Consider the following 22,009-nt stretch of genomic DNA (forward strand, 5'->3'; position numbering starts at 1 on the left):
TGTTGGGGTTGGGTATGTTTTGCCCCTGTGACAAATTGACACACTGACAATCCCCCCAGACGCGGTACAATACCGGCCTTTGAATTTTGCCTGACATAAGGAGCGAGACAATGGCGACAATGAAGGTTAAAGGGGTGGCTGTGACTGCTCTGGCAGGGGCATTGCTTGCATCGGGCGCTAGCGCCCATGAGCAGACCTTTAGGCCCGACTCTCATGCGCCTGCCGGCGTTATGGTGGATCACGCCCACAATAAAAGCGAGGTCATGACCGGCTACCGCTACACCTACGCCAGTTACAGTGGCATGTACCAAGGCGATAGTGAAATTGGCGCCTCGGGCCTCGCGGCGGCGGGTTACAGTATGATGCCTACCGCCATGAGTATGGAAATGACCATGCTGGATATTATGTACGCCCCGACTGATCGTTTAACGCTGATGTTAATGCCCATGTACATGACCATGAGCATGAATATGGCCGGCACCGGGATGATGGAGCACGCTATGGACATGGGCGGCTCTATGGGAATGGACGATTCCATGGGGCACGGCCACGGTCACGGCATGGGGCATATGTCCCACGAGGTAGACGGCTTTGGCGATACCAACTTCAGCGCCTTGTATAAGCTGGTTACCGCCGAGCACCAAACACTGATTGGCACCTTGGGCGTAAGCGCACCGACCGGTAAAGTAGACTTGAAAAACCCCGACGGCAGCTTCGTACACTACGGCATGCAGTTGGGCTCTGGCACCTGGGATGCGACGCCTTCAATCACCTACACCGGTACGGCGGGCGCACTTAACTGGGGCGCCCAGGCCTCGGCGGTAATCCGCTTAGAGGACGCCAACGACTCGGGCTACGCCCTCGGCGATAAATATGGCGCAACCGCATGGGGTGCGCTTCGTGTGCTCGATTGGATGAGTTTCTCGGCTCGGGTTAACTGGACCGATCAAGACGCCATAAGCGGCCATTACAACGGTGCGCATAACCACTCAAGCCCCGCGGATATTCAAGCCAATTACGGCGGCGAATTTCTTGATGGCGCTTTGGGGATCAACACCGTGGTTACCGGCGGTGACTTTGCCGGGCTGCGCTTGGGGGTGGAGTGGGTGACCCGCCTGGAAGAAGACTACAATGGCTACCAGCTAGGGTTAGATGACAGCGTTAATGTGAATGTGTCTTACGCGTTTTAATTAAATGACTTTACCCTCTAGCCGCAGTAAGTATGCACTGCGGCTTTACTTTTTTGGGGCGATTTTTATCGCACACTCTGCACAAACGTTATCAGTATCAAGCTCGGGCAAATAAACTTTACGTAAAAAGGCCAGACTCGCCAGAAAAAAGTGGATTCAATTTCAGGGTGACCGTTGCTTAGCTCTTTAAGCAGTTGGTTGCGGTGCAGCACCCAGCCGGCAAACACACACAGGGCAACCCCGAGTAGCGGCTGGCCGTAAACCGTGGTCAGCGAGATCACGGTGTTAAAAAGTGCATCGAACTGCCAGATAATCAGTAAGCTAATCATAAAAATGACACCGCCCGACAGCAGTGCCGCTGTCGGGCGGCTCATGCTGCAGCGCTCGACCGCGACCGATACCGGCACTTCGAGTAGCGAGATCGCCGAGGTGAGTGCGGCGATACTCATTAGTGCAAAAAACGCGAGAGCCAGCCAGCTGCCGGCGGCACCCATGTTGTCAAAGAGCGCGGGTAGCACTTGAAAGATCAAGTCCGGTCCAGCGATCAATGTACCCTCGGTATTAAATACACTAATGCCTTGGGCTTGTGCCACATATATGGCCGGTAAAATAAGCAGTCCGGCGGTAAATGCAAAGCCGGTGTCGAGTAAGGTGACGGCGGCGCCGAGCCGAGGTAAATTGTCGGTGTCGCGCAGGTACGAGCCGTAAATCAGCATGGTGCCGACCCCAAGCGACAGAGAGAAAAACGCTTGACCCATCGCACTTAAAATAAGCGCTGGGTCGCCCAGGCGGGTGAGGTCGGGCACAAGGTAAGCGCGTAGCCCGGCAAGCGCGCCGGCTTGGGTAAATACGTAGCCGATCATCCCCAGTAAAATTAAAAATAAGGCTGGCATTAGCCGAGTTGACCAAGCCTCGATACCTTGCTCGACACCGCGCGCGATAATCATGATGGTAAGCGCCGACATAACACCACACATTAACGCGTTGCGGCTAAAACTTTGCGAGCCTACCCAGCGGGCAAGGCCATCGAGCTGCAGCAGTTGTGCTGCCGGGCTGATAAATTCCGCCAACATCCAACCGGCGACAATGGCGTAAAAGCTTAAAATAAACACAGCCACCGTCAGTGCGCCAATGCCCACGGCAAGGCCGGCTCGTTTAAGCAATGGTGATGGGCTTAGCTCTGACAGGGCGGTGATGACATTCGCCCGGGCATAACGGCCAATGGTTAATTCGGCCATTAGTGCGGGATACGCCAATATAAACGCGAGAATTAAATAGACCAATAAAAAGGCGGCACCGCCATTACTGGCCGCCTGCGTCGGAAACCCCCAGATATTACCCAGCCCCACGGCAGAGCCTGCGGCGGCAAGTAAAAAGCCTATCTTGCTGGAGAATTGTCCGCGTTCTGTCGCCATGATTGCGTGCCATTTTGTTATTAACAATGGCAGCCACTATAGCGTAACTTTACGCGGGAACAAAAGAAGGGCAACGCCGCTGAGGCTGCAGGGTAAGCCTCAGCGGCGTCGCAATGGGTTAGTCGTTGCGCTTTACTAAACGCAGGTATTTTACCGCAAGGTTTCGGTTCTGTGCGTCGCGGCCAAAGCTCAGTGTCAGCTCGCCAGGGCCGGCGTGTAGTTTAATTTTCTGAGATTGTTCGGCCCAGCTTTGGGTGGGCGCCTCTCCGGTTTCAGCGCGGCGCTGCCCTTGACGGACAGTGCTTTGGTAGGGCGGTAGTGAGTCGAATGTGTATCGCGCCCCTTGGGCTTGAGCGGTGATCTCGCCGTCATACGATCCGTCGGGTGTTTCGTAGCCAATCACAAGTTCGTAGCTGCCGCCATTAATGACGTCAATCGGCCACTGAATTTGGCCCGCGGTTTGTCCGGTGCTGATCAGCCAATCGTGTGCCCAGCCGTCGCCGTGGCGATAGTTAACGCCCTCTTTGACGATCGCAGCCTCGTGGGCGGGAAACATAACCTCTGGGTAACCCGCGTGGCCAACATGGACGGGCAGGGGGGTATAATCGGGCAGCCGTGTTTTCCGGTACCACTGCGCGTACTCTTGTTTAAGCTCAGCCAGTCGTGTCGGGTGCTCGGATGCGACATTCTGGGTTTGCTTCGGGTCGGCCTCAAGATCGTACAGCGACCAGTGGTCATTATGGTCGGACGTGGCGAGCCAGCGTTGGGTGCGCACCGCACCGGGGCTTTCGCTGATGGCAACCTCATCCGGGCGCGTGGTGTTGCGAAAATGGTGGGTAAATAGCGTACGGTCGGGCCAGTTGACGGCTTGAGCTTGATTGGCATCAAGTATCAGCGGCGTCAGATCATCGCCGTGGATCGGTTTTACGGGTGCACTATCGATACCGGTTAGCGCGAGCAACGTGGGCAGCACATCAAGGTGTTGTGCGATCGGTGTAATGCGGCGTCCGCCACTGATGTGATCGGGCCAAGAGATAATAAATGGCACTCTAACCCCGCCTTCATCCAACTTGCCTTTCCAACCTTTCATCTCGCCGTTGTAGCGCGCTTGGCCTCCTGGAAACGCCGGGCCGTTGTCGGACAAAAAAACGACAATGGTGTTGTTAAGGCTGCCGTTGCGCTCCAGCTGCCGAAAGACTCTTTGCAGGTTTTGATCGATATTTTCGACCATGCCATACACGCTAGCTTCGACATTCGTGAGCCCGCGTTTTTTGTATTTATCAAAATACTGTTGCGGTAACTCAAAGGGGCTGTGAGGCGTATTAAATGAGAGGTAAGCAAAGAAGGGCTGCTGGTTATCACGCATAAATTCAATAGCGTGATCGGTTAAGCGATCGGGCAAGTAGCCGGCAAACGCTTCGGTGCTGCGGTTGTGTTGCAGGTGACCGTCAAAGTAATCGGTGATGTGTCCGTCGGCAAAGCCGTAGAACTCGTCAAACCCTTGGCCTAAAGGGTTGTGAGGGTATTGCAGGCCATTGTGCCACTTGCCGAACAATCCGGTTTTATAACCGGCGTCTTGTAGGTATTCGGCGATGGTTTGTTCATCGGGTAGCATTTTTTCACCGCCGCGGGTCACACTGTGAACACCGGTGGCAAGCGAGTGGCGCCCCGTAAGTAAGCTGGCGCGCGTGGGTGAACACACCGGGCTGACATAAAAGCGGTCAAAGCTGACGCCATCGTGGGCGAGCTTGTCGATGGTGGGGGTGTCGATTTTTTGGTTACCATTAAGGCCGAGGTCGCCCCAGCCCTGGTCATCGGTTAGCACCAGCAAGATGTTGGGTCGCTGTGACGCGATGTTGGTTTGCGTACTACAGGCAACAAGGGAGGCTATGAAAGCACTCATGATGAGGCGTTTTATTGTTGTTGAATTCATAAGCATTAATTTACCAAGGGTATAAAAAAGGCGTGTTACAAACACGCCAAGCAAGGAACCTACACACTAGGTACAGGATGTAACGCCGGCTCATTCGCTTTAGGGGCGCGAGCCGGCCTATGGTCGCGGTTTAGAAAGTCGCTCTTACACCCATGGTGTAGCGCGCTTCGTACTCATTCTGCCATGCGAACTGGTCTTCATATTCCAGGTAGTAAGTTTCTTTCTCTGAGGTAATGTTCGAGGCGTTTACATACACACTAACGTAGTCGTTAATGTCATAGCTGACCGAGGCGTCCACATACGCTGTTGGCTCTTGCCACAGAGTACCTTCGCCCCAGGTTTGGTTGAAGCCAACCACGCGCTCACCGCGGTAGTTGTAGGCAATACGAGCCTGCAGTGCGCCATTTTCGTACCAGCCGACCAAGTTTACGACGTCTTCCGAGTTGTCTTGGAAGGGCAGCTCAACGCCGTCCATACTTTGATTGCCAGACTCGCTAGGCGAGTAAGTGTAGTTGGCGTCGATACCAAAACCGCTCAGCATCGGTATGTCTAAGAAGTCGTCAAACGCCAGCTTGGCGGCCAGCTCGACCCCTTTGAGTACGCCGCCCTCGCCTTGAATGCTGGTGGAAACGGGTACGCTGCGGCGCACGACGCCGTCTAGGTCGGGCAGTTCCATTTGAACGGTGCCGTTCTCGATAAAGCTCTCGACATCAATGTAAAACCAGCCTGCAGATAAGCTGCTGGCAGCGCCCAGATAATACTCCAGAGAGAGGTCGTAGTTAGTGGCTTGCCAAGGGTCTAGCTCAGGGTTACCCGTGGCATTGCCGCCGGTGACAATAAACTTGCCGTTGGTTTCGCTTTCGGGGTCAGAGTCTAGTACGTAAGTGGGTGACAAGCCGCCGCCCCATTGAGCCAGATCCAGCGGCGCCATAGTGCGGGCATAAGAGGCGCGCAGCACGAGCTCTTCACTCAAGTCAAAGCGCAAGTTTAGCGAGGGCAATAAGTAGTCCAGTGAACGCTCGGTGGTGATATCACCCGCATCGACAGATGCGGCACCGTAAGGCTGAGAGGCGCCTACTTGGTTTTGCCCCACGGTCAGGTCCGAGTCGATGGCGCGGACGCCAAAGTTACCGCTCATAATGCCGGTTTCAAAATTTGCTTTGGCGTAGTAGCTTTGCTCTTCTAGTTCGACATTGTAAGAGCGTGCGGGCGCGATCGCGCGATGTGTGCCGGGATAGAGCGCTTCGTGGTAGGCCTCGACATCTTGCATGCTACGCGGGTCAGCACTCCATATGGTTGGAATACCGGTTACGCTGCCGAAGTCGCTAACTTGAATTGCGTCTAGGTCGGCCAGTAGTGTTGGGATGCCCGAGGTGTAAAAGTGTTCGCCATCACCTGCGGTACAGGCGCCTTCAATGCCGCCGCCGTCTAGGTCCACGTCAGTTGCTTTGTATTTAACGTCGCAGCCGCTTACCGGTGACAGTAGATCAAATTCATAATTGTCGACGCTACGCTCGCTTAGGCGCACGCCGAACTCCAGCGAGGTCAGGAAATTACCGTCGAAGCGATACTCTCCGTCAAAGCGTGCCACATCCAGCTCACCGTCACGGGTGAAGTTATTCTCGCTGGTTAACGCGCCTAATGAATAACTGTTAAGGTCTCCCATGTAGTCGCCAATCGAGCGTGCGTCGCCCATCGATTTGCCGTTCATCCCTAGGTTGGCGTTGTTATCAAAACCGCTCCAGCTGGGGTTGTCGCCGCTGTAGTTGACGCTCAGCTGGGGGTAACCTAGGTAACCATTAGGGTTGGTTTGCAGTTGACCGTCGGCGCAGTCGCCTTGTGTCCCCTGTGTACCCTCGGGATAGTATTTGCACTGTATGCCCCATTGGCTGCCATTGGCGGCGTCGATATCCATGTAGCTGTTCAGGCGCTCTTGCTCGGCTTCGCCGTGCACTAAGCGGAACGAGCCGGTGAACGCATCGCCGTTGTCGTAATTAAGCTCGACGTTGTAGTTTTGCGATTCGGCTGTTTGTGCCTGTACCGAGGAATAGGATTTCGCGCGGCGGCCGAAGCCGGTATATTCTTGTACGGTATTGACACTGCCGTGATCAGTGGATTGCGTTGCGTCATACCAGCCCCAGCGCTGCCATTTATCGCCGAAAGCAAACCCTGTTTGGTAGTCGTTATCTTCTAAGTCGGTTACCAGAGCTTCGGCCACCAGCTCAAAGCCGGCGCCCAGATCAACTTGAATGGCAACGTTTGCCCCGGTGCGTTCGCGCTCTGTCTGGCGGTTGTAGGCGGTGTGACCGGTAAACGCCCAGTAGCGATCATCCAGGTCGCCATCATTATTGAGATCGACGCTGCCATTGCTGAAACGATCGGCAAAGTTTGGGTTGTTGCCGTTGACCCAGCCGTAGTCAGATTCGTTAGTGAAGCCGGTCCAGCCGGCGTTGCCCATTACCCCAGCGTAATAGTTGGCGAGCGTGGCCTCTTGGTGGCTGACTGCAGCCATGACACCGACACGTTCATTTCGCCAATTAAGTAAAATGTTAGCCGATGGGTCGGTTTCTTCGGTGTCCATGCCATAGGTGCCCGATGCTGCGCCGGATACGGTAAAGCCTTCGTCAAGGTCAAATGGGCGGTACGTCTGCAAGTCTACAACGCCGGTAATGCCACCAGCGTTCATGCCGGCGGTTTGTGATTTGGCAACTTCGGCACCCGAGAACAGCTGTGAAGGGATGTCGCTGTAGTTTGGCTGTACGGTGGTTAGCGAATTGGCACCTAGGTAGGATTCACCATTTAGGGTGGTTAACACTTGGGGCAAACCACGAATATTCAGTGCCGTGCCCTCACCGGCAGAGCGGCGAATTTGTACACCGCTGATGCGTTGCAGTGAGTCGGCGATCGTCATGTCGGGTAATTTACCGATGTCTTCTGCCGAGATGGCGTCGACCACTGAATCGGCGTCGCGTTTAATGCTAACGGAGTTTTCCTGCGCGGCGCGCACACCGGTAACGACCACTTCTTCTAGAGCTGGCATTTGTTGGGCGTGGGCAAACTGAACCGCACCTGCGAGTGAGCAGGCGCTGATGCAGGCGGCAAGTGCCCGAAGCTTAAATGTTGGGGTTTGCATGAAACGTCTCCTAATTATGGCTTTTTGCGTTTGGCTTGGTCGAAATGTCAAACTTTTTGTGAAACCGGTTACAAATTTATACAATTTAAACGCCTGTGTCGCATCCTTCATAAGGGCGCTAATTTAGGGTTACACCGATAGTTGCTCGGGCTTATGATTGGTTCTGTTTAGCCTGTAGGGCACTTATTAAACAAACTTAGCGTTATGCGTCTTGGTGGCGCGATTGTTTTGCTCGTAGTGCGACGGTGTAACCGGTTGCAGAAATCTAGCGGGGATTACTTTGAAGGGCAAGTAGAGATTTGTAATGAAAGTGCAAAATTATGCACAGGTCAGCTAGGTGAGGCCGCTGCTGGCGTTTGCGGTAATGTTGCCGAGTGCCACGCATCCGGAGGATGCAGTGGCTCGAGAGCGGAGTCGGCGGTGGTGTTTGATTAGCGCGTATCGGTTTGAAACAGACGTTGTTTTTGCCGGTTCCAGTCCCGCTCTTTTTCGGTTTCGCGTTTGTCGTGCAGTTGTTTACCTTTACCCAGCGCCACTTCGACTTTGACCAAGTGTTGCTTCCAGTACATGGCGGTCGCGACCACGGTGTAACCTTTTTGCTCGGTCGCCTGACGCAGTTTGGCCAGCTCTTTTTCGTGCATTAAAAGTTTGCGCGAGCGGTTGGGCTCGACCACATAGTGGGTAGAGACGGTCGCGAGAGGCGAAATTTGTGCGCCCACCAACCACGCCTCCCCGTTTTGGAAAATCACGTAGGTGTCGGTTAGTTGCATCTTGCCGGCGCGTAAGCTTTTAACTTCCCAGCCGAGCAGGACGATGCCCGCCTCCAGCTTATCTTGCAGCAGGTAGTCAAATTTTGCCTTTTTGTTGAGGGCAATGGTGTTGCCAGCGGGTTTTTTCTGCTTTTTAGCCATGAACAGTCGCGTCGGATGGGTGAATGAAAACACCGGCATTATAACGATCCCCGGGCGTTCTGTCTGCGTCCGCACTTATGCTGTTGAGCGATTAACGATACAATCGGCGGCAACTATAAGGTTTGGGCGCAATAACGCAGGCCGCTGCTCAGTGCTGGGCGGTGGATAATCGCAGACAAGCGGAGTGACAGCGTGAAACGAGCACAAAAGCACGCCATTTGGGGGCGCAGAGGCACATTTATCTTGGCGGCGACAGGCTCCGCCGTAGGTCTTGGCAATATATGGAAGTTTCCCTACATCACCGGCGAGAACGGTGGTGGTGCCTTTGTATTGATGTATCTGCTGTGTATCTGCTTGATTGGTTTGCCGGTGATGGTCGCCGAGGTGTTATTGGGGCGTCGGGGCCGCGCGAGCCCCATCACGGCGATGCAAGCGGTCACCCGAGAGTCGGGTAGCTCGCCCGGTTGGAATGTGATCGGCCTGTTTGGAGTGTTGGCCGGCTTTTTGATTTTATCCTATTACAGTGTCATTGCCGGCTGGACCCTAGAATATGTCACGACTGCCGCTCGTGGCGGATTTGTTGGCCTAGACGGCGAGAGTGCTAAGCAGGCGTTTGATGCGCTGCTGGCCAATAAAAGTGCCTTAGTGCAATGGCAGACAGCGTTTTTGTGTATGACGGTGCTGGTGATTGTATTTGGCGTAACCCGCGGGCTAGAGACTGCGGTGCGGGTGCTGATGCCGCTGCTGTTTGTGTTGCTGTTGGTGCTGTTAGGGTATGCCGCCTATGTGGGGGATTTTGCCGCAGGAGCCTCGTTTCTGTTTAGTTTTAAGTTCGCTGATTTATCCTTAGAGGGGTTGTCGTTAGCATTGGGGCACGCATTTTTTACGCTTAGCCTTGGAATGGGCGCCATTATGGCCTACGGCTCGTACATGCCCCACAAAAGCTCGATTGTAAAAACCGTCATGATGGTGGGGGTGCTGGACACCCTGGTGGCGTTAATTGCGGGGCTGGCCATTTTTCCGATTGTGTTTGCCACTAACGGGGTAGAACCGGGCGACGGTTCGGGCTTGATGTTTATCAGCTTGCCGATTGTTTTTGGCTCTATGCCTTTTGGAACGATATTTGGCACCTTGTTCTTTTTATTAGTTACCCTGGCGGCCTGGAGCTCGACGATTTCTCTGTTGGAGCCGGCGGTGGCTTATTTGACGGAGCGTTTTCGGTTTCACCGGGTCAGCGCTAATTTGCTTATCGCGTCGTTAGCGTGGTTGTTGGGTTTAGGGACGGTGATGTCCTTTAACGACTGGTCCGACAGCACCTACTTCTTAGGCATGAATTTATTTAACTTTATTGATTTTATAACCGCCAGTGTATTGTTGCCGTTAGGGGGTGCGTTAATGGCGGTATATGTCGGCTGGTTTATGAAGCGGCGGCCGCTGCGGCGCGAGCTGAAACTGGAGTCGCGCGAGACATTTAGTCGCTGGTTTACCATTGTTCGCTATGTATCGCCGGTGTTGGTGCTGGTGGTGTTTATTATGGGTTTGTACGGAAAGTTTGCAGAGGATATAAATCAGTTAGATTTCAGCTGGGTCATAAACGAGTGGTTATTTTTCTTGTTTGGTATTTTAGCTGCTGGGGTGTATATAGGTTGGATCATGATAGAACGCCCCTTGCATCGTGGGCTCGATTTGGATTTTTCAAGTTGGTCTGTGCGTTGGTTGTTAGTGTTAAAGTTTGTATCTCCTGTATTGATCGCGGTTTTGTTTATATTGGGTATTTATATTAAGTTTGCGGGGTAGTTGTGGGGCATCAGATAAAACGTACAGCCGAAGTAGGCTATTCGCGCGAGCAAATGTTTGCGTTGGTCAACGATATTGAGGCGTATCCTGAGTATATGGATGGCTGCCAAAGCGCTGCCGTATTAGCGCGTGGTGATGATTGGCTGGAAGCGCGGTTGGCATTGGGGCTGGGCGGTGTGTCTCAGAGTTTTGTGACACGCAATCAGTTGATTCCACCCAGTAAAATGACAATGGAGCTGGTTGATGGCCCGTTCCGTAAGTTTTCCGGCCAGTGGTCTTTTAGCGATACCACCGAGGGATGTTGCGTAACCTTGGAGCTAGACTTTAGTTTAAAGAACCCGCTATTGGCGATGGCCGTTAATAAGATGTTTGAACAAATAGCGGCGTCGCAAGTAAAGGCTGTATGCCGACGGGCGCAGGTTGTCTATGGCGCTTAACGCAAGGCGTAAAATAGTTCGGTTAGTTAGGTAAGGTAATTAGGCGTATGGCAGATTTAGATTTAATTACGGTTGAGGTGGCCTACGCGCTGCCCGACCGACAAACAATACTCGAGGTGTTGGTTGAGCCGGGAACAACCGCCTACCAAGCGGCCGAGTCTTCGGGGATTACGCGCGACTATCCCGAGATCGACTTAGAAAACGCCAAGATGGGGATTTTTGGTCAAGCGCTGGGGACAAAAGGCTTAAAGCCACCCCACGAGCATGTGCTGCAAGCGGGGGACCGGATAGAGATATACCGTCCGCTGCAGGCCGACCCCAAAGAGGTGCGCCGTCGTCGTGCCGAAAAAGCAAAGCAGGCTGACTCGTAAAAGCTCGCGCGTATCCTGCGCAAGAAGTTTATTCGCGTACCATTTAAGCCCTGCTAGACTAACTAAGAGCGGTGGTGAGCAAAGGGAGAATTATGGCGTGCCGGTGGCGGGGCAAATATGGATTGGCGTTTAAGTCCGTTGTGACAACTGGCTTGCTATTGCTAATGGCCTTTCCTGCCTGGGCTCAGGCCGGCCCCGATATGACAAGCGGATTTTTGGTCGGCGTGCTGTTGGGGGCGTTAATCATCGTAATGACGGCCCTTGGCTTGCACCGGTGGCGTCGCACCGGCGACTCTGCGCCGGGGCAAACATCTTCGCAAAACCTTGGCCGACGATTACAGCTGGCGCTGGAAAACAGTCAATCTGGCTATTGGGATTGGGATGTTCAGCGCAATACGGTGGAGTTTTCTGACGACTGGAAGCGCATGTTTGGTCTCGGCGAGAATGCTGTTACGAAAGACGGCGTTTCGGAGTGGATGGCTCGGGTGCACCCCGATGATCGTGATGAGTGCTTAATGCGCATTAAACGGCACATTAAAGGTGACACCGATCGCTTTGAGCACGAGCACCGTTTGCGCGATGAGCACGGCAAGTACCTGTGGTTTTTAACCCGGGGGCGGGTAACTGAACGGGATGCGGCGGGCCGGGCCGTGCAAATGATCGGTGTCTATACCGATGTTAATGCGCAAAAACGGGTCGAAGAGTTGGTGGTGCATCAACAGCAAGCCCTGCAGCGGCTTAACGAGATCGCATCGCTACCTGGATCTGAAGCTAAAGACCAGTTGCGTCAGGCGCTGCGTTTAGGAGCTGATTATTTAGATTTGCCCTTGGGGATTGTCAGCCAGATTACGGGCGATAATTATCGGGTTCATGTGCAGGTGTCGCCCCCCGGTGCCCTCGAAGATAACCAAGAGTTTTTCTTGCCCCACTGTTTTTGTGTCGAAACACTACACAGTCAAGACGTTATGGCGATCCACCATACAGGGCAGTCCGCGTTGGCAAGTCATCCATGCTATCGCTCAACTCAGCTCGAAAGCTATATCGGCGCGCCGGTATGGGTAAGTGGAGAGGTTTACGGCACGTTAAACTTTTCTGCCCCTGAAGCTCGCCGCGATGAATTTAGTGCGTCTGAGCGCGATTTTGTGCGTCTTTTGGCTCGTTGGGTGGGGGCTACGCTTGAGCGTTCACTGCAAGAGCGCGAGAACAGAAAGCTGTCAGAGACGTTTAGACGTTTGTCAGACAGCATGCCTGGTTGCTTGGTTCAGTTTCAAAAAAACACCGATGGCTCCTCCCGTTTTGCCTACGCAAGTAGCGGTATTGTCGATATTTACGGCGTCACACCAGAAGAGGTAAAAGATAGCGCCGCTAAAGCCTTTGAACGCCTACACCCCGACGACCTACAGCGTATTGTGTCTGGTATTACCGAGTCCGAGCGGTCCATGACCATGTGGAACGATCAATATCGCGTGTTGCATCCGACGCGGGGTTTGTTGTGGATTCGGGGCCGTACCAGCCCAGAGCAGCAAACTGATGGCAGCATTATTTGGCACGGCTCCTTGTGGGATGTTACCGAGGAGGTGCTTGCTGAGCAGCGGCTTAGCCGCACCAGCCGTTGGCGTGATGCGATTTTTGATGTGGCGAGCTTGTCTCTGATTATTACCGACGTACAGGGTGTGATCCAATCGTTTAATGTCGGTGCCAGTCGCATGCTTGGTTACAGTGAGCACGAGTTATTGCACAAGGGTAACTTAAAAGACTTGCATCAAGTCGCGGGGGGGTCAGCGGCTGACGCTACCCAAGGTAAGGCGTTTGCTGTGCTGGAGTTTGAGGCGCTGGCGGCCAGCGCGGCGCGGGGCGAGCTAAAAAGCGAAGAGCGAGCTTACCGTTGTAAGGATGGTCGCACGGTCAGGGTTATGGAGACGCTAACGGCGGTACGTGATGACGACGGTCGAATTGAAGGTTACTTGAGCGTTGCCCGTGATATTACCCTTGAGCGCTCTCAGGCCGAAAAGCTACGCGCGAGTGCCGAGCGAACTCAAGCGATTTTGGATAATGCCGCCGACGGTATCGTTTTGATTGCCGAGGATGGCGCCATAATCTCGTTTAATTTAGCCGCCGAGCAGATTTTTGGCTTGCGCGCTGCACAGGCACAGGGGCTGGCTATTGAGGCGTTATTGTCGGAAGAGGATGCCAATATACTCACCTCTCGCCGCCAAAAGAAGGAGGCGGGCAGCATTGAGGTAAAAGGGTGTCGGGCCGATGGCGAGCTATTTCCGCTGGAGCTATCGTTTTCTGAAATTCGCAGCGACGGGCGGTTGCTCTATATAGCGCTGATGCGGGATATTACTGATCGCAAACGTGTTGAGCGCATGAAAAATGAATTTATTGCCACGGTGAGTCACGAGCTGCGCACTCCGTTAACGGCGATTAGCGGTTCATTACGGTTGCTCGATGCGGATGTGCTAGGCGAGCTGCCCGAGTCGGTTAAAAAGATGGTACGTGTCGCGCATAACAACAGCGAGCGTTTGTTAAATTTAGTCAATGATCTGCTGGATATTGAAAAGCTTGTCGCCGGTAAGGTTCGGCTTACGCTGGAGTACCTGGTGGTAGCGGATCTGCTCATTAACGCGATGGAAGCTACCGCGAGCTATGCTCAGCAGTTTGATGTTGCCCTGCGCCTGGATTCGAGCGACCTGCCTAAAGATTCCCAACGTTACCTTGTGCGAGCGGATGCCAAACGAATTACCCAAGTGCTTATTAATTTAATATCCAATGCGGTTAAGTTTTCGCACCCTGGCAATGACGTTGTGTTGCGTATGTCCCTCGAGCGGGAGAACTTAATTGTCAGCGTGGTTGACCACGGCATAGGTATTGCCGCTGAATTTCGCGAGCGGATCTTTCAGAAATTTTCTCAGGCCGATAGTTCTACAACACGCGATAAAGGCGGTACCGGCCTGGGTTTAGCAATAAGCAAAGAAATTATTGAGCAACACAGCGGAACCATCGATTTTGAGTCCCGCGAGGGACATGGCTCACGCTTTTACTTCGCCCTGCCGTGTACTGTAATACCCGATGTGGTTCCTCCTAGCACTGGCGAGCGCCTTAGCGTGCTGCATGTCGAGGACGATGAAGCAATTTTACAGTTGCTACACATACTTATTGGTGATGCGGCGGGTTTAACTCAGGTTAGCTCTGTTGCAGCCGCACGGGAGGCGCTTGCCACTACCCAGTACGATATTGTGTTGCTTGATGTGCTGCTACCCGATGGTGGAGGTTTAGAGCTGTTAGAAACTATATTGTCGCAGCAGCCAAAGGCGACCGAGGTGCTAGCCTTAACCCAGGTCGACTTAACGCCTGCGCAGCAACAGCGATTTACCCGTGTATTTGCAAAAGATGCTGCGCTTGTAGCGCAGTTGAGTCATTATTTAAATGCGCGTATGGAGCGCGGCGGTTCGGCTCGGTGACGCTGCGCTATGTAAAAAGGCTGCTAATTTGAGTGGCTACACCCAGAGATCAGTATCATGACTGCTAAACGGCCATTGACTACCATTTTGTATGTTGAAGATGAACCTGACATCAGAGCCATCGCAGAGCTGGCGCTACAAGCCATAGGCGGGTTTTCGCTAACCAGTTGCGCCAGTGGTAAAGAGGCGCTGAGTGCCGCTCGTGCCGGGGTTCCGGATTTAATTGTGCTCGATGTTATGATGCCTGAGATGGATGGCCCGGAAACTTTGCGCAAATTACGCGAGATTCCCTCTATGGTTGATGTCCCGGCAATTTTTATGACCGCTAAGGTGCAGCCCGACGAAATTGCGGAGTACCGCGCATTGGGAGCGCTGGATGTGATTCCGAAGCCGTTTGACCCTCTTAGCTTGGCGCAACGTATTAATGACATTTGGCAGCGCGCCTAAACCTATTGATTTCGATAACTCTAAGGAGGCTCAGTGAGTTCAGACGCTCAGCAGCATGCACTTGAGCAATTGCAGAATTTGCGGCGCGAGTACGCTGCCAAGTTGCCCAGTGTTTTAACCAAGCTCGAGCATTCATCCGAGCAGCTCAACGCCGAGCAGCCTTTGCCGCTCGAGCTTTTACAGCCGTTGTACCAAGAGTTGCACAAGCTGGCGGGCTCTGCTGGCAGCTTTGGGTTTGCGGAGCTCAGTGTGCAATCTCGCGAGAAAGAACAACTCGTCAAAAAGTGGTTAGGTGGCGAAGCGCCCACAACGGCCGAGGTTGCCGAGTTTGTCGCGGCGGTTCAGCAGTTGCGAGTTTTGATTGACGCCTCTGCGCCGGATGACGCCGCTAATGTGTTGGTAGCAGGACACTCCCAAGCCGTGCAGCTTGCTGACGCTGATCGGCATCTGATTTATTTGCTCGAAGACGATTTAGACTTGGCGGCTGAGCTGCAACTGGCGCTGACTAATTTTGGTTATCGGGTAGAGCACTATGTGACGTTGGATGCTGCTGAAGCGGCGGTGGGTAAGGTTCGTCCCGATTTTTTATTGGTCGATGTTATGTTCTCTGGGGACAGTCGCACTGGCCCCGAAAGCATTGCCGCCCTGCAGGAAAGAGCAATAGACCCGTTATCGGTGGTGTTTATCACGGCGCGTGACGATTTTGATGCGTACCTCGCAGCAGTGCGTGCCGGCGCCGTGGGTTATTTTGTTAAACCGTTGGATATTCCACAGCTTGTTAATTGCCTGGAGTCGCAACTAAAACTGGCGCAAAGCTCCCCTTACCGAATACTGATTGTCGATGATGACGTTTTGTTGGCGCGTCACTACAAAGTGGTGTTGGAGCACGCCGGTATGCGGGTAGAGTTAATCTCTGATCCGCGCGAGGTGTTGGAGGTGATGCGTGATTTTCACCCCGAGCTGGTGTTATTGGATTTACACTTACCAGAGTGTCGCGGCTATGAGGTGGCGCAACTTATACGCCTTAACCCCGATTGGCTGCGGGTGGCGATTGCCTATTTATCGTCCGAGAGCGACGAGCAGGTTCAGGCCAACGCGGTAGGCTACGGTGGAGAAGACTTTCTGACCAAGCCTATCTCTGATTTGCGTTTGGTCAGTGCCGTATGTGTGCGGGCGGCGCGCTCTCGCCAGCTCAGTGAGGCGATTGACCGGGACAGTTTAACGGGCTTGCTTACGCATGCTCGTATAAAAGAGCGGGTAAATATTGAGCAGCAGCGGGCGAGACGTTTAGGTAAACCTGTCTGCGTTGCCATGATCGACCTGGATCATTTTAAAAACGTAAACGATACTTACGGCCACGCCATTGGAGATCGCGTGATCCGGGCGCTAGCGCAACTATTACGCCAGCGGCTACGCCAGACAGATAGTATTGGTCGCTATGGCGGGGAAGAATTTGTTGTGGCTTTACCAGAGTGTGATACGGCAGCGGCCAAGCTGATACTTAATGACTTGCGTGAGAGTTTTGCGGCGGTGACGTTTAACGCCAGTGGTACTACTTTTAATGTAAGTTTAAGTTGTGGTTTGGTAAGCAGCGATCGCTGTGCGGGCGGCAGTAATTTACTCGAGATTGCCGATCAGGCCCTGTATCGCGCTAAGGCTGAAGGGCGTAACCGTGTTTGCGAAGCGAATTAATTGCAATTAATGGGTGTGGGTAGGGCCGCACTAAGTTTATGCGGCCCTCATTAAAAGCGTTTTTAGCTGTTGGTTGGCAGTGGGGTTTCGGGTTCTTTGTCGTCGTCGCCCTCGTTATTTTCGTTATCCGCGTCCTCATCTTTGTCTTCCGGCAGGTTCTCGCCGGTAAAATGGGTCATAGAGTCGCCGTCAAAATAAACCGTTAACGTCCGCTTAAAAAAGCGACCGTCGCCCATCTTCAGGCTGTAGTAGTAATCCCAGCGATCATCATTAAAAATATCGTCAATCAAAGGTGTGCCGAGAATATAGCGCACTTGGCGCTTATTGAGGCCGGGCTCAAGCTGAGAAATCATTTCCTCGGTTAAGATGTGCCCTTGCTGTATATTGATCTTGTGAACACCGGGGAATTGAAAATACTGACACCCCGCCAATACAGATATTAGGCAGACGAGCAGGAGGGGCGTTTTGATTATTTTCATTACAGGGGTTCCACTTGCTAAAATGAATGGGCGATAATACCTGAACATAACGAACACTGAGAAGGGCTTAGACGAAAAATGGCTGATGAAAACCAAGAATTACGCAAAGCCGGACTTAAAGTTACTCTGCCAAGGGTTAAAATCTTGCAGATGCTCGAGTCGTCGGAAGATCATCACATGAGCGCCGAGGACGTCTACAAAGCCTTGATGGAGGCTGGCGACGACGTGGGGCTGGCAACGGTCTACCGCGTTTTGACTCAATTTGAGAGCGCCGGATTGGTGGTTCGCCACAATTTCGATGGCGGCCACTCGGTATTTGAGATCTCCCGCGGCGAGCATCACGATCACATGGTGTGCTTGGACTCAGGCCGGGTTATTGAGTTCCACAACGAAGAGATTGAGCAGCTGCAGCAGCGCATAGCCGACGAACACGGCTATGAGCTGGAAGATCACTCGCTGGTGCTTTACGTAAAACCTAAAAAATCTTAAGCCTCAGCGGCATCCCCTAACATCTGCTGGGCATGGGCGCGCGACTCTTCGGTGATGGTCGCGCCGCCAAGCATACGCGCTAGCTCCTCCACCTTATCGTTACCTTCAAGCTCAATCAGTGCCGTCTCTGCTGATTTGCTGCGACTGGTTTTTTCGACACGCAAATGCTGGTGCCCTTTGCTGGCGACTTGTGCCAAGTGGGTGACACATAAAATTTGTCCGCGGCTGGCGAGTTGTCGCAGAAGTCGCCCTACGGTATCGGCGGTCGCGCCGCCGATACCGACGTCCACCTCATCAAACACCAAGCTGGCAATTGCACTGCGCTCGGCAGCCACCACCTGAATGGCCAGGCTAACCCGCGATAGCTCCCCGCCGGAGGCGACCTTGGCCAGTGGTGCGGCTGGTTGTCCGGGGTTGGTGCTGATCAGCAGTTCAATATCCTCTAAACCATGGGCGCTGGGGCGGTCGTCTCTTGGCTTACACTCAACCGTAAGTTTGGCGTGCTCCATGGCCAGGGCCTTGAGGTGCGCGTTTACCTTTTTAGAGAGGGTGGCCGCTGTTTTGCGTCGCTTGCTGGATAGCTCGCCGGCCTTTGTGCGAAATTCTTGCTCTAGCTGAGCGACCTCGCGGGCCATCGCTTCCAGCCGCTCGTCGCCCCCGCCCAGACTTGCCAGCTCGTGCGCCAGTGCCTCGTGAATTTTGGGTAGCTCTTCGGGAGCTACACGATGCTTGCGGGCTACGTCGTAAATGCTCGATAACCGATCCTCGACCCACTGTAGGCGCTCGGGATCGAGGCTAAAACTATCGCCAAAGTGCTCAAGGCTGTGCTGCGCCTCTTCTAGCTGTATCTCGGCTTCGCTCAGCAGCTGCTCGGCCTCAGTCAGCGCCGCGGGCTTGTTATTGAGTTTGCGCAGCATCTGCAGTGCCCGGCTCAGGCCTGTTTGTAGCCCCTGCTCATCGTCGCTGCACAGGGCAAGCACTTGGGCGCTGGTTTGCAGTAAATCTTCCGCGCAGGTTAGCTCGCGCTGCTCTTGCTCCAGTGCGGTTATCTCGTCTGCCTGAATGTTGAGTTGGTCTAACTCCTCGACCTGATAGTGCACCAGCTGATAGCGGGCGTTCACTTCATCGGCGTTTTCGCGGCGATGCTGCAAGCTGGCGGCTAGTTCGTGCCAGCTGCTGTAGGCCGTTTTTACCTCTTGCACCAGTGTGTTGTGGCCGGCGTAGTCGTCCAGCAGGCGGCGGTGATTGTCTTTTACCAAAAGCGATTGGTGTTCGTGCTGGCTGTGGATGTCCATCAGCATATCGCCCAGCTCACGCAGCTGCGCCAGGGTGGCAGGGTGGCCATTGATGTAGGCCTTAGAGCGGCCCTCTCCGGTGACGGTACGGCGCAATAAGCATTCATCTGGGGCGTCTTGCTGTGCTAGGTCGGCCTGAGTTAGCCAGCGGCGCGCCCGCGGGTTGGTGGCCAGTTCAAAGGTGGCGGCAATGTCGGCACGTTTGCTGCCGTGCCTTACCCGCGACGCATCGGCCCGGTCGCCGAGTGTTTGTCCCAGCGCTTCTAGCAGCACCGATTTACCGGCCCCTGTCTCACCGGTGATAACCGTCATGCCTGCCTTTAGGTCAAGATCCAGCCTCTCTACCAGGGTAAAGTTCTGAATGCTCAGGTGGCTTAACATACCGTGCTCCGTGTTTGGGTGGTCTTTTCTGGTTATTTATACAGGTTTTTTTTGAGCCCTGCTAGATAAAAAATGGAGGGTCTACCCCTTGAAAGTCGCTCTGCTAACCCCATATCCGGCAGAGATTCGTTCAACCATTCACGATGGAGAGCAAGGTGACAGATCAAGAACATAACGATCAACAAGAGTCCGAGGCGCCAGATTCGCCCGAAACCGAGCAACCTGAAGAGCAGCTGGTCAATGATGCCGATACGCTGAGTGCTCAGGTAGAGACCTTGGCTAACGCCTTGGCATCAGCCAAAGAGCAAACGCTGCGGGCGCAGGCGGACGCGCAAAACAGCCGCCGTCGCGCAGAGCAAGATGTCGAGAAAGCGCACAAGTTTGGCCAGGAGAAACTGGTGATAGATTTGCTGCCTGTCGTCGACAATTTAGAGCGGGCGCTAGCCACTATCGATCGTGACGTTGAGGCCAACAAACCCATTATTGAGGGTATTGAGCTGACGCTGAAGTCTTTTACTGACAGTTTGGCGCGTCACCAAGTGCTTGCGCTTAATCCTGCCGGTGAGCCCTTTGATCCGCAGTTGCATCAAGCGATGACCATGATTGACAACCCGGATGTTGAGCCGAATACGGTTATTGACGTCTTTCAGAAGGGTTATACCCTGCATGGTCGGTTGGTACGTCCGGCGATGGTGGTGGTTGCCAAGGGTTAAAAGTTTCGCTGTTTGCGTCGTTAGAGGCTTGAAAAATCGTTAACGGCGCCCATATAGCTACTACTGACTGGGAATAGTGCGTTGTGCACTTACTGTATAAATTCTCTGTGCTGTTTTGTTGTTAACGACCCGCCGATTGCGTGCTTGGTCAACAGTACAGAAAGACAATGTTTAGGAGATTGATTCATGGGTAAGATTATTGGCATTGACTTGGGTACCACTAACTCGTGTGTAGCCATTCTAGAAGGCGATAAAGCTAAAGTAATTGAAAACGCCGAAGGCGATCGCACCACACCGTCGATCGTGGCGTTTACCAATGATGATGAAGTGCTGGTGGGACAGAGCGCCAAACGCCAGGCCGTGACCAACCCGCACAACACTTTGTACGCGGTTAAGCGTTTGATTGGCCGTAAGTTTAAAGACGATGTTGTGCAAAAAGACATCAAGATGGTGCCTTACAAAATTGTTGCCGCTGATAATGGCGACGCTTGGGTTGAAACCAAAGGCGACAAAAAAGCACCACCACAAATCTCAGCTGAAGTGCTGAAGAAAATGAAGAAAACCGCCGAGGATTACCTGGGCGAAGCGGTGACCGAGGCGGTTATTACGGTTCCTGCCTACTTTAATGATTCGCAGCGCCAGGCAACAAAAGACGCCGGTAAAATTGCGGGCTTGGATGTTAAACGCATTATTAACGAGCCTACCGCAGCGGCGCTAGCCTACGGTATGGATCAGAAAAAAGGCGACCGCACCATTGCTGTTTACGACTTGGGTGGCGGTACCTTTGATATTTCAATTATCGAAATTGCCGACGTTGATGGCGAGCACCAGTTTGAAGTGCTGTCCACCAACGGTGACACCTTCTTGGGTGGTGAAGACTTTGACTTGGTGCTGATTAACTATTTGGCGGCCGAGTTCAAAAAAGAGCAGGGCATTGACTTGCACAATGATCCTTTGGCTTTGCAGCGCCTGAAAGAGGCCGCCGAGAAAGCCAAGATTGAGTTGTCGTCTAGTCAGCAAACTGAGGTGAACCTACCGTACATTACGGCCGATAACACCGGCCCTAAGCACTTGGTGGTTAAGTTGTCTCGCGCCAAGCTTGAGTCTTTGGTGGAAGATCTGGTAACTCGTTCACTCGAGCCGGTAAAAATGGCCATTAAGGATGCTGGCGTTTCGGCTAGCGATATCAGCGATGTTATTCTGGTGGGCGGTCAAACCCGTATGCCAATGGTACAAAAAGCGGTTGCTGACTTCTTTGGTAAAGAGCCACGCAAAGACGTAAACCCAGATGAGGCGGTGGCCATGGGTGCGGCGATTCAGGGTGCTGTATTGTCTGGTGACGTAAAAGACGTACTGTTGTTGGATGTAACGCCTCTGACCTTGGGTATTGAGACTATGGGTGGTGTGGCGACACCATTGATTGAGAAAAACACCACGATCCCGACGAAAAAGTCACAGGTGTTCTCAACGGCCGAAGACAACCAAACCGCGGTAACGATTCACGTGGTGCAGGGTGAGCGCAAGCAGTCGTCGCAGAACAAATCTTTGGGCCGCTTTGATTTGGCTGATATTCCGCCAGCGCCACGGGGCATGCCTCAGGTAGAGGTAACCTTTGATATTGACGCTAACGGTATTCTGAACGTGAGCGCCAAAGATAAGGCCACTGGTAAAGAACAGTCTATCGTTATTAAAGCCTCTTCGGGCTTGTCTGACGATGAAATCGAATCAATGGTGCAGGATGCTGAAGCTAACGCCGAAGCGGATAAGAAATTTGAGCAGCGTGTCACTACTCGTAATACGCTAGAAGGCTTGATGCACGCGACGCAAAAAACCTTAACCGAAGCGGGCGACAAAGCCACAGA

Annotated in this window: 16 protein-coding genes (1 of these 16 only partly in view); 10 read left to right on the forward strand and 6 right to left on the reverse strand. The window is 53.4% G+C overall.

The features are described 5' to 3' along the window. Positions 1-110: 110 nt before the first annotated feature. Positions 111-1,190 (forward strand): hypothetical protein, encoded by a 1,080-nt coding sequence (locus ACGHAD_RS05285; RefSeq protein ID WP_382417356.1) that lies wholly within the window; start codon positions 111-113, stop codon positions 1,188-1,190. A gap of 65 nt (positions 1,191-1,255) precedes the next feature. On the opposite strand, the gene ACGHAD_RS05290 is transcribed toward ACGHAD_RS05285, so the two are convergent. From ACGHAD_RS05290 to smpB, 4 genes are all read right to left on the reverse strand, one after another. Continuing rightward, on the reverse strand, positions 1,256-2,605 hold the full coding sequence (locus tag ACGHAD_RS05290) for a sodium-dependent transporter (RefSeq protein ID WP_382417358.1): 1,350 nt from the start codon (positions 2,603-2,605) through the stop codon (positions 1,256-1,258). Between the two features lie 118 nt (positions 2,606-2,723). Further along, the gene (locus tag ACGHAD_RS05295; RefSeq protein WP_382417360.1) at positions 2,724-4,508 is read right to left on the reverse strand and encodes an arylsulfatase; all 1,785 of its coding nucleotides are present in this window, start codon (positions 4,506-4,508) and stop codon (positions 2,724-2,726) included. A gap of 160 nt (positions 4,509-4,668) precedes the next feature. Continuing rightward, positions 4,669-7,671, reverse strand: a complete 3,003-nt coding sequence (locus tag ACGHAD_RS05300; RefSeq protein ID WP_382417362.1) for a TonB-dependent receptor — start codon at positions 7,669-7,671, stop codon at positions 4,669-4,671. Between the two features lie 431 nt (positions 7,672-8,102). After that, on the reverse strand, positions 8,103-8,582 hold the full coding sequence (smpB, locus tag ACGHAD_RS05305) for an SsrA-binding protein SmpB (protein ID WP_339617518.1): 480 nt from the start codon (positions 8,580-8,582) through the stop codon (positions 8,103-8,105). A 192-nt stretch (positions 8,583-8,774) separates the two neighbouring features. Here smpB and ACGHAD_RS05310 point away from each other — a divergent pair, with 192 nt between their 5' ends. The 6 genes from ACGHAD_RS05310 to ACGHAD_RS05335 all read left to right on the forward strand — a co-directional run bounded on the left by ACGHAD_RS05310 (position 8,775) and on the right by ACGHAD_RS05335 (position 16,790). Further along, on the forward strand, positions 8,775-10,379 hold the full coding sequence (locus tag ACGHAD_RS05310; RefSeq protein ID WP_382417364.1) for a sodium-dependent transporter: 1,605 nt from the start codon (positions 8,775-8,777) through the stop codon (positions 10,377-10,379). A 2-nt stretch (positions 10,380-10,381) separates the two neighbouring features. Continuing rightward, the gene (locus tag ACGHAD_RS05315) at positions 10,382-10,816 is read left to right on the forward strand and encodes a type II toxin-antitoxin system RatA family toxin (protein ID WP_339617520.1); all 435 of its coding nucleotides are present in this window, start codon (positions 10,382-10,384) and stop codon (positions 10,814-10,816) included. Between the two features lie 47 nt (positions 10,817-10,863). Beyond that, positions 10,864-11,187: an RnfH family protein gene (locus ACGHAD_RS05320; RefSeq protein ID WP_339617521.1), complete on the forward strand. Its 324-nt coding sequence runs from the start codon at positions 10,864-10,866 to the stop codon at positions 11,185-11,187. A gap of 200 nt (positions 11,188-11,387) precedes the next feature. After that, positions 11,388-14,651 (forward strand): PAS domain S-box protein, encoded by a 3,264-nt coding sequence (locus ACGHAD_RS05325; RefSeq protein WP_390403484.1) that lies wholly within the window; start codon positions 11,388-11,390, stop codon positions 14,649-14,651. A 57-nt stretch (positions 14,652-14,708) separates the two neighbouring features. After that, on the forward strand, positions 14,709-15,098 hold the full coding sequence (locus ACGHAD_RS05330) for a response regulator (RefSeq protein ID WP_339617523.1): 390 nt from the start codon (positions 14,709-14,711) through the stop codon (positions 15,096-15,098). A 33-nt stretch (positions 15,099-15,131) separates the two neighbouring features. Next, on the forward strand, positions 15,132-16,790 hold the full coding sequence (locus tag ACGHAD_RS05335; RefSeq protein ID WP_382417369.1) for a diguanylate cyclase: 1,659 nt from the start codon (positions 15,132-15,134) through the stop codon (positions 16,788-16,790). A 62-nt stretch (positions 16,791-16,852) separates the two neighbouring features. Here ACGHAD_RS05335 and ACGHAD_RS05340 read toward each other — a convergent pair whose 3' ends face one another. Beyond that, positions 16,853-17,269, reverse strand: a complete 417-nt coding sequence (locus ACGHAD_RS05340) for an outer membrane protein assembly factor BamE (protein WP_339617525.1) — start codon at positions 17,267-17,269, stop codon at positions 16,853-16,855. 78 nt (positions 17,270-17,347) lie between these two features. Here ACGHAD_RS05340 and fur point away from each other — a divergent pair, with 78 nt between their 5' ends. Continuing rightward, positions 17,348-17,758 carry a ferric iron uptake transcriptional regulator gene (fur, locus tag ACGHAD_RS05345; RefSeq protein WP_339617526.1) on the forward strand — a complete coding sequence of 137 codons (411 nt, stop codon included), beginning with the start codon at positions 17,348-17,350 and terminating at the stop codon, positions 17,756-17,758. Here the strand turns inward: fur and recN are convergent. Continuing rightward, positions 17,755-19,434: a DNA repair protein RecN gene (gene recN / locus ACGHAD_RS05350; protein ID WP_382417372.1), complete on the reverse strand. Its 1,680-nt coding sequence runs from the start codon at positions 19,432-19,434 to the stop codon at positions 17,755-17,757. The genes fur and recN overlap by 4 nt on opposite strands. Before the next feature lie 155 nt (positions 19,435-19,589). Here recN and grpE point away from each other — a divergent pair, with 155 nt between their 5' ends. Both grpE and dnaK read left to right on the forward strand, forming a co-directional pair. Next, positions 19,590-20,147 (forward strand): nucleotide exchange factor GrpE, encoded by a 558-nt coding sequence (gene grpE, locus ACGHAD_RS05355; RefSeq protein ID WP_382417374.1) that lies wholly within the window; start codon positions 19,590-19,592, stop codon positions 20,145-20,147. A gap of 186 nt (positions 20,148-20,333) precedes the next feature. Then, a protein-coding gene (dnaK, locus tag ACGHAD_RS05360; RefSeq protein WP_382417376.1) for a molecular chaperone DnaK crosses the window boundary here: on the forward strand, positions 20,334-22,009 show its 5' portion. Its footprint extends 247 nt past the window's final position; the window shows 1,676 of its 1,923 coding nt (coding positions 1-1,676); it begins with the start codon at positions 20,334-20,336; its stop codon lies off the right edge, out of view.

It is taken from the genome of Gilvimarinus japonicus, from assembly GCF_042847215.1.
Taxonomy (GTDB): Bacteria; Pseudomonadota; Gammaproteobacteria; order Pseudomonadales; family Cellvibrionaceae; genus Gilvimarinus; species Gilvimarinus japonicus.